This window comes from Mesotoga sp. HF07.pep.5.2.highcov (assembly GCF_003666285.1).
GTDB classification, from domain to species: domain Bacteria; phylum Thermotogota; class Thermotogae; order Petrotogales; family Kosmotogaceae; genus Mesotoga; species Mesotoga prima.
In genome coordinates, this window is sequence record NZ_JFHJ01000403.1 from 1 (window position 1) to 8096 (window position 8096).

Annotated in this window: 6 protein-coding genes and 1 pseudogene; 1 reads left to right on the forward strand and 6 read right to left on the reverse strand. The window is 44.6% G+C overall.

Translation table 11 applies throughout. The features are described 5' to 3' along the window. Positions 1 to 98 precede the first annotated feature (98 nt). Complete coding sequence (locus BG32_RS08565) at positions 99 to 1151, forward strand: BamA/TamA family outer membrane protein (protein WP_259459622.1); 1053 nt, start codon at positions 99 to 101, stop codon at positions 1149 to 1151. Positions 1152 to 1194: 43 nt separating this feature from the next. Here the strand turns inward: BG32_RS08565 and BG32_RS08570 are convergent, their stop codons facing one another. The 6 genes and pseudogenes from BG32_RS08570 to BG32_RS08595 all read right to left on the reverse strand — a co-directional run bounded on the left by BG32_RS08570 (position 1195) and on the right by BG32_RS08595 (position 8029). Further along, on the reverse strand, positions 1195 to 2157 hold the full coding sequence (locus tag BG32_RS08570; RefSeq protein WP_006492160.1) for a histone deacetylase family protein: 963 nt from the start codon (positions 2155 to 2157) through the stop codon (positions 1195 to 1197). Then, entirely contained in the window at positions 2154 to 2615 is a 462-nt protein-coding gene (rpiB, locus tag BG32_RS08575) for a ribose 5-phosphate isomerase B (RefSeq protein WP_121526680.1), read from the reverse strand. Before rpiB ends, BG32_RS08570 begins: the two co-directional genes overlap by 4 nt. A gap of 27 nt (positions 2616 to 2642) precedes the next feature. Next, positions 2643 to 3269 carry a transcriptional repressor LexA gene (gene lexA / locus BG32_RS08580; protein WP_006492163.1) on the reverse strand — a complete coding sequence of 209 codons (627 nt, stop codon included), beginning with the start codon at positions 3267 to 3269 and terminating at the stop codon, positions 2643 to 2645. Between the two features lie 33 nt (positions 3270 to 3302). Further along, a complete protein-coding gene (gene gyrA / locus BG32_RS08585; RefSeq protein WP_006492165.1) occupies positions 3303 to 5729 on the reverse strand; it encodes a DNA gyrase subunit A in 2427 nt (808 codons plus the stop codon). Between the two features lie 21 nt (positions 5730 to 5750). Next, positions 5751 to 7657, reverse strand: a pseudogene (gene metG, locus BG32_RS08590) (methionine--tRNA ligase). Positions 7658 to 7717: 60 nt separating this feature from the next. Then, positions 7718 to 8029 (reverse strand): hypothetical protein, encoded by a 312-nt coding sequence (locus BG32_RS08595; protein ID WP_259459625.1) that lies wholly within the window; start codon positions 8027 to 8029, stop codon positions 7718 to 7720. Positions 8030 to 8096: the final 67 nt, after the last annotated feature.

The following is an 8096-nucleotide window of genomic DNA, read 5'->3' on the forward strand; positions in this document are numbered from 1 at the left end:
CCTGTTCCTGTTGGTGAGGATGCGCTCGACGTAAGCATTACGCTTCAGGAGACTGATAAGAATAATAAGATCGGCGGAGGAGGAGGCTGGCAGAATGGTTGAATCTGTATCTCGATCTCGGACTTCTCAATGTTTGGGGCTACGGGCAGAACATCTCAACGACACTCAGTGTTACGCTTCCCATGCCGAACAATAAGGAAGTTATCGTGACTGACGGAGCTACAGAGACTACGACAAGAAGGCCAGCCTTTGATGCAACTATAGGCTATTCTATCCCAAAGGTAGGAGGAACAAAACTTGATCTCGATACGGCATTCAAGTTTAAATTCTCAGGATTCACGACAACAAATGATTCGACTGACACTATAGTCACGAAATCCTCCCAGGAAACGGAGTTCTTGTTCTCTTTGACTCCCATTTATAATGTTTCCCCTGGGCAGAAAGTCGGTTTTACCGCCGGTTACGAATACATAATGTCTGAAAGCCAGGTCTCAACGGAAACTAAAACTGCTACGGAAGTCGACATGGGTAGTCTCTCAGAAAATTTTGATGGTATCTTCACTGGATTGAGCTATGAGCTGTCTACCCGAGACGATCTTTATAGGCCTACTATGGGAAGTGAGTACCTTGCCGGACTGACGGTCAGAGGTTTATTTGGAAAGGATAACGAGCCATTTATTTCGGGTTATGCGGAGTACAGAAACTTCATGTCGATAGGGGACCCGGTACTTGGTTTCAGAGTGAGAACTCAGCAGTTATTCCCGCTTTCACCAAACGGTGTTTTCAGAAGTTATTTGTTGACTCCGGACACATTTGTTCGAGTCAGAGGTTCGCAAAGTATAGGCCAGAACGCGTATGGAGTTACCGTAGGTTCTGCGCAGTTAAGGTACCCCCTAACACCTGAGGCCTCTTCAATACCCTTAGATATTGTGGGATTTGGAGACTTGCTTTTCTATAGAAAGACACCAGGCGGAGACTTAATAGGAGGGAATTTCCTTGCTGACTTTGGCCTGTGCATAGACATATCGATCCCGATGATAGGTTTGGTCCGACTTGGCTACGGTTACAACACTTTTCTTGCTGAGCAAAACTCTGGAGCAGGGGAACCGTATTATGGAACACCGTTCTTTGGCTTTGGAGCAGCATTTTGATTAAATAAAGAAAGCGCGGCCTGGCCGCGCTTTCTTTAGATTTTCATCTGATTGACGTAAGGAAGTTCAAAACGGAGGCAGAATTAGCTTTGGGATTATATCCGCCTTCTTGAACTATAAGCTTCTGAACTTCTATTTCCCCGATCAACTTTCCCATCATTGAATAATCCTCGCTGCTGAGATTGAAATGGCCTATGTCATCATCTTTGTGACCGTCTGTACCCAGGGAGATGATCATGAGATCAGGAGAAAAGTCTTCGATCTCTTGCAGAGCCTTCGACAGAGTTCTCATGTACTCTGGGCCTTCTATACCTCCGGCAAGAGGAAAATTCATGTTAAATCCCTCTCCTGAGTCAGAACCTATCTCCCAGGAGTTCCCGCTAATCCAGGGATAGAAATTCTTAGGATCACCATGTATAGAGACATAGAAAACAGTATCATCGTAGTAGAAGATTTCTTGAGTACCGTTCCCATGGTGAAAGTCTAAATCGAGAATTGCTACATAACCCCTGGTGTGTTTCTGGTAGTACTTGGCTGCTATTGCTGCGTTGTTGAAGTAGCAGTAACCTCCACCAGTCGATTTGCCTGCATGATGTCCTGGTGGCCTGCATAAGGCATAGGAAACGGGTTCACTTTCAAGAATAGAGTCAACTGCATTCAGCGCTGTTGACACTGATGCGAGAGCACTCACATAGCATCCCGAAGTGACCGGTGTACCAGTATCGAAGAGCTTATCATAGCCGAAAACCTCTGGAAAATATTCTCTGTCTCTGGAAACCGAATTACTTTTCGCCTTGAGCCATTCTACGTATTCTGGCGTATGAACCTGAAAAAGATGGGAACAGTGGTAATCTCTTGGTTCTTTTATTTGAAACCCGGCAGATTCTAGAGCGCTACGGACAGATTCGATTCTTTCTGGTCTGTCCGGGTTTTCAATCCAGTTACCGTTATCAAGCTCCTTCATCGGGAGATGGAAGAGATGCCTTCTGTCGTAGAAAACTATCAAGGCTCATTCACCCGATTATCGAAAGTATCCGTTTCAAGTTTGTCAACTCTGGTTTGGTGCCGACCACCTTCTTCAGACGAATTAAGAAAAGCATCGACTATCCAGCCCGCCAGCTCACTTCCGATCAGCCGTCCTCCAAGCACTAGAACGTTTGCATGATTATGTCTCCTGGAAAGAGCCGCCATCTCGGGGAAAAGGCAGAGAGCAGCACGAATGCCTCTGTGCTTGTTGGCCGCTATGGACATTCCAATTCCAGTTCCGCAAAGCAGAATACCATAATCGGCATCATTGTCAGTTACTGATTTACAAACCTTGTCTGCAAAATCAGGATAGTCTACCGAAAGACTGCCCGATTCTGGACCATGATCAATTACTGAATGGCCCTTACTCTCGACATATTGCACGAGAAAAGATTTGAGTTCATAAGCTGCATGATCGGAACCAATTGCAATCTTCATGTTTCAACTCCTTGAAAAAGCGTTCTACTATTTATACCAACGCAGCACTCCGGAAAGTCTGCCTTGTATCTTAACTCTGTTAGCTTCAACGACAATTGGAAGCATTTCTGGATTTGAGGGAACGAGCCGGATTTTCGGCCCTTCGTTTTCGTACTTCTTCAGAGTGGCGTATTCATCATCTATCAGTGCTACCACTATTTCACCGTTGTTTGCCCACTCCTGCTTCCTTATGATAACGAAATCTCCGTTGACTATGTGAGATTCAATCATGCTGTTACCAGTTACCTTGAGCATGTAGTATTCGAATCCCCTTCTGATCATCCAAAGCGGCACGGGAATCTTCTCGTCTTCAGTTTGAACCGCTTGAATAGCTTCACCTGCCGCAACATTGCCAATAACTGGGAGCATCACAACATCTTCACCGGGTTCAAGCGACGAACCATCTGGGCTTCTCAAGACTCGAATTCCTCGAGAAACGCCGGTCCTTTCGATGTAACCCTTTTTTTCAAGAGACTCGAGATGTTTCGCCACCCCCCTTGGAGAGGATATCTCGAAATCCCTGCAGATATCCCTTATGCTTGGCGGGTAACCATAGAGCTTAATGAAGTTCTCGATGTACTCAAGAATCTTCTTTTGTTTCTCCGTCAGAGTCAATTCATGACACCCCCCTATGTTTGACTGGGATTTTTAGTCAACAACAACCGCCATCGATGCAGCAATATCGTTATCCTTCAGATCAACTATTCTGACTCCCTTTGTTACTCTGCCAGTGGGCCTTACCTGAGATACGGGGATTCTGATAGACATACCCAACTTAGTAGCAAGTATAACTTCATCGTCACTGTTAACTACTAGCGTTCCAATAACTTTCCCGATCTTCTCCAGCCCGTAAATGTTTTTTACTCCTAAACCTCCACGATTCTGACTCCTGTACTCAGATAAGCAGGTCCTTTTCCCACCACCTTTTTCGGTGGCTGTGAGTAGGAATCTCGTATCTTCGGAAGCAACGATGTTGGCGCCAACAACTTCATCGTTCTTCTTCAGCCTGATTCCCATAACTCCTGCTGCGCTTCTTCCCATGGAACGTACCTGATCCAGCGGGAATCTTATTACCATTCCGTTCTTTGTTGAGATGATTATGGTGTCATCTTCTCTAGATGTAAGCGATGCATCGATAACTCTGTCACCCTCGTTGAGGCTAATAGCCTTTATGCCGGAGATTCGTACATTCAAAAATGCTTCGAACTCAGTCTTTTTTATCTTCCCTGATCTTGTCGTGATGACAAGTTGCTTTCCTTGAACTTCTTCCTTTCTCGTCGAAAGAACGGCTTGCACGTTTTCATCTGGATCGATCTTGATGTAGTTTGCAAGAAGCTTTCCCTTAGAATCTCTAGACGAGTGATCGATGATGTGATTGCTCAACACGTAGGCCTTTCCTTTTGATGTTATTATGACCGTTTTGCTGAGTCTAGTGGTGGTAAGTATATTGACAACGAAGTCTTCGTCTCCGGTTCTTACTCCTATCACGCCCTTGCCGCCTCTACCCTGTTTTCTGTAGCTTTCGAGAGGAGTCGATTTTATGTAGCCCTTCTTCGTAACCATCAGGACTATATCCTCGTCCGGTATCACATCTTCTATATTGAAATCAGTTCCATTTCCCAAATCAATCCTTGTACGCCTAGCATCTCCGTACTTCGCTTTTATTTCATTCAATTCATCTAGAATTATCCCATAAACCTTCTCATCGCTTGCGAGAATCATTCTGTACTCGTTTATTTTTGCAACAAGGTCTTTGTACTCGTTGAGAAGCTTTTCAATTTCCATTCCTGTAAGCTTTCCCATTCTCATATCGAGAATCGCCGAGCTCTGCTCCTGGGTGACTTCCAGCGTCTCCATAAGGTTTTTGGAAGCCTCTTCGCTATTGGCAGAATTTCTTATTATATCCACAACAGTATCTATCGATCTCGTGGCCTTTGTCAATCCCTCAACGATATGTGCTCTCTTCGATGCTTGTTCTAAATCGTACTCCGTTTTCGATCTGATTACGTTGAACCTGTGGGAAAGAAATCCCTGAAGGATCTGTTTTAAGTTCATTACTCTCGGTCGCTTTTTTTCGTCTATAACCAGCATATTGACGCTAAAGGTTGTTTGTAATTGCGTGTGTTTAAAAAGCAGATTCAGAACTACATTTGGATCTGCTCCACGTTTAAGTTCAATGACCACTCTGAGCCCTTTTTGATCCGATTCATCCCTGATATTTCTGATTTGCAGATCACGATGGTTCTGAGTTGCATTCACAATCTGTTCTATAATATCCGCCTTCGATGTATTGTAGGGTATTTCACTGACAACTATTTGTGAGCTTCCTCCCGATTCCTCAATCTCTGCGATTGCCCTGACGGTTATCCTTCCCTTCCCTTCTTGATAGATTGAGGGAATGGAAGCGGCATCCATAATCATACCGCCAGTGGGGAAGTCCGGACCCTTTATGTGTCTTAGTAAATCCGATACAGAACATTCGGGATCTTTTATCAACAAACTGATAGCATCGACAATTTCCACAAGATTGTGGGGTGGAATACTGGTCATCATACCCACTGCAATCCCGGATGTGCCATTGAGAAGGAGGTTGGGAATCTTTGTAGGGAGTACGTCAGGTTCAGATAGCGATCCGTCGAAATTGGGCATCATGGGAACAGTGTTCTTATCGATATCTTGTAGTAATTCCTCGGCAAGCGTTTCCATTCTCGCCTCGGTATACCTCATTGCCGCGGGCGGATCCCTGTCTATCGAACCAAAGTTACCCTGGCCTTCAACGAGAGGATAGCGCATTGAGAAGGGTTGAGCCATTCTGACAAGCGCGTCGTATATCGCAGCATCGCCGTGTGGATGAAACTTCCCCATGACCTCACCAACTATTCGAGCGCTTTTCTTGAACCCTTGGTTATGATGAAGACCTAGCTCCGACATTCCAAATAGTATCCTGCGTTGTACAGGTTTTAGACCGTCACGCAAATCTGGAATGGCCCTTCCCACAATGACGCTCATCGAGTAGAGCATATATGAATTAATCAGTTCATCATCTATATTCTTGTGTATTATCTCTTCGGGCAAAGACTTTTTCCTCCTTGGTTGTCAAGAAACTTTTGCGCCTGGTTGCACATCCTTGTGTACCGTGAGCAGTGAAAGAGAATCACCGATCTTTGCAGCCAGGATCATGCCGTTTGATTCAATTCCCATAAGTTTTGCCGGTTGAAGATTCGCAACGATGACAACTTTAAGACCGACAAGTTCTTCAGGGTTATAGAACTGAGCAATTCCAGCTACTACCTGTCGCCTTCCTAGATCACCTAGGTCGAGTTGTAATTTTACGAGTTTTCTCGATTTTGGGACGATTTCGGCTTCAGTTACAGATGCGACCCTCAATTCGACTTTTGAGAAGTCATCAATGCTTATTAAAAGATTGTCTTTGATCTCCGGGCCCGTCTCCTTGTTTTCCATCTCAGTCACCTTCCTGTGCTTTTCGATTTCGATTCTAGGAAAAATCGGCTCTCCGTGACTAACTCTATTTCCTGCCACTATATCCGACCAGCTTACGTTTTCGAGGGTCATGGTTCCACCAAAACCTAACCTCTTTCGAATCTCTCTCGCTGTTCTAAACATTACAGGCTCAATCATTATGGAAACATTTTTCAAAGTGCAGACAAGATTGTGCAGAACCGTATCTAGTCTGCCCTTCATTTCCGGTTTTTTCCCCATTTTCCAGGCTCAGTAAGATCGATATATTTGTTTCCGAATCTGATTAGCTCCCAAACTGATTCAAGAGCCTGGGTGAACCTCATATTATCCATTGACTCAGTGTAGGCAGAGAATGTCTTCTCCCCAAGCTCCACAAGGTCTTCGTCTATCGTTTCTGTGATGCTCCTTTCAGGAACAGCACCATCGTTGAATTTCTGAATCATGACGACAGTTCGATGCAGAAGGTTACCGAGATCATTCGCAAGATCGGCATTGATTCTGCTAATCAAGTTGGTTTCAGAGAAGTCACCGTCTCTCCCAAACTGTATGTCCCTTAGGAGGTAGTACCTCAAAGCATCGTTGCCGTAGGTTCTAACGAAGGCCACAGGACTGATTGCATTTCCGAGTGACTTTGAAATTTTCTGGCCATTCACGGTCAACCATCCATGGGCATAGATCTGTTTTGGCAGAGGAAGACCTGCAGAGAGAAGCATGGCGGGCCAAATTATCGAGTGAAAACGATTTATCTCCTTGCCGATCAGATGAACATCGGCAGGCCAGTATCTTTCGAAATGATCAATGTTATGAGGGTACCCAATAGCGCTCAAGTAGTTTATCAGCGCGTCAACCCAAACATATATGACATGTTCTGGATCATCTGGCATTGGAACGCCCCAGTCAAATGAAGTCCTGGTAATACTCAAGTCTTTCAATCCGGATTCCAAAATCCTTAGCATCTCGTTTCTTCTGAAGTCAGGTTGAACGAACTGGGGATTCTCTTTGTAAAACCTCAGAAGAGTATCATTATACTTTGAAAGGCGGAAGAAGTAGTTTTCTTCGCTTACCCACTTAACTTCTCGCCCACACTCCGGGCAAGTTCTTCCTTCCTTAAGATCTTCTTCGTTCCAGAAAGTTTCGTCCGGTATGCAATACCAGCCCTCATACTTTCCCTTATATACGTCGCCATTTTCCTTTAGCTTGGAGACGAACGTCTGAACAGTCTTCATGTGGTATTCATCAGTCGTTCTTACAAAAGCGTCGTTTGTAAGCTCAAGTTCTTTCCAAAGTGCCTTGAATTTTTCAGCCATCTCATCGCAGTATTTCTGGGCTTCAACATTTCTTTCTATGGCTTCGTTAAGCACCTTCTGTCCATGTTCATCGGTTCCAGTTAGGAAAAACACATCGTATCCGGAGAGTCTCCTATATCTTGCGATAACGTCTGCAACTATTGTCGAATACGCGGACCCTATATGCGGTTCGCTGTTGATGTAGTATATTGGCGTAGTGACGTAGAACTTCTCCACAGGACACCTCCAGAAATATTATATCATTTACTTAGCTAAATGTATACCAAACGAAACAATTCAAAGCGCTTCGTAAAGCGAGATAAGAGTCCTTATTCTTTCGGCTGTATCCTGAGGAATATTTGGTGACTTCTCCAGCAAGTCAGTGTTTAGAGAAACAACCTCTTCGTAGATCTTTTTCAAAGATTGTTCGAAGTCTATCAATTCGCCATTGGACAGGTTGGATTTGCCCCATTGGATTGCAAACTGCAGCGTTTCTACTGGAGCCTCTGGGCCCATGTTCTCGCAGGCCCAAACATGTTTCTCGGCAACTTCAAGAATCTTTAGCTTTCTCTCTTCATTGGAATCGAGAACAGAGGGAATCGAGTTCATGTATTCAATATAAATATCCTCCCAGTCTGGTATCTATTCCATGTGCCCGGAAGAAGCGAAATTGCCA

Bases quoted from the DNA above. Each gene is read 5' to 3' on its own strand.
- rpiB (WP_121526680.1), bottom strand. From the start codon at position 2,615: ATGAAGATTGCAATTGGTTCCGATCATGCAGCTTATGAACTCAAATCT.
- BG32_RS08595 (WP_259459625.1), bottom strand. From the start codon at position 8,029: ATGAACTCGATTCCCTCTGTTCTCGATTCCAATGAAGAGAGAAAGCTA.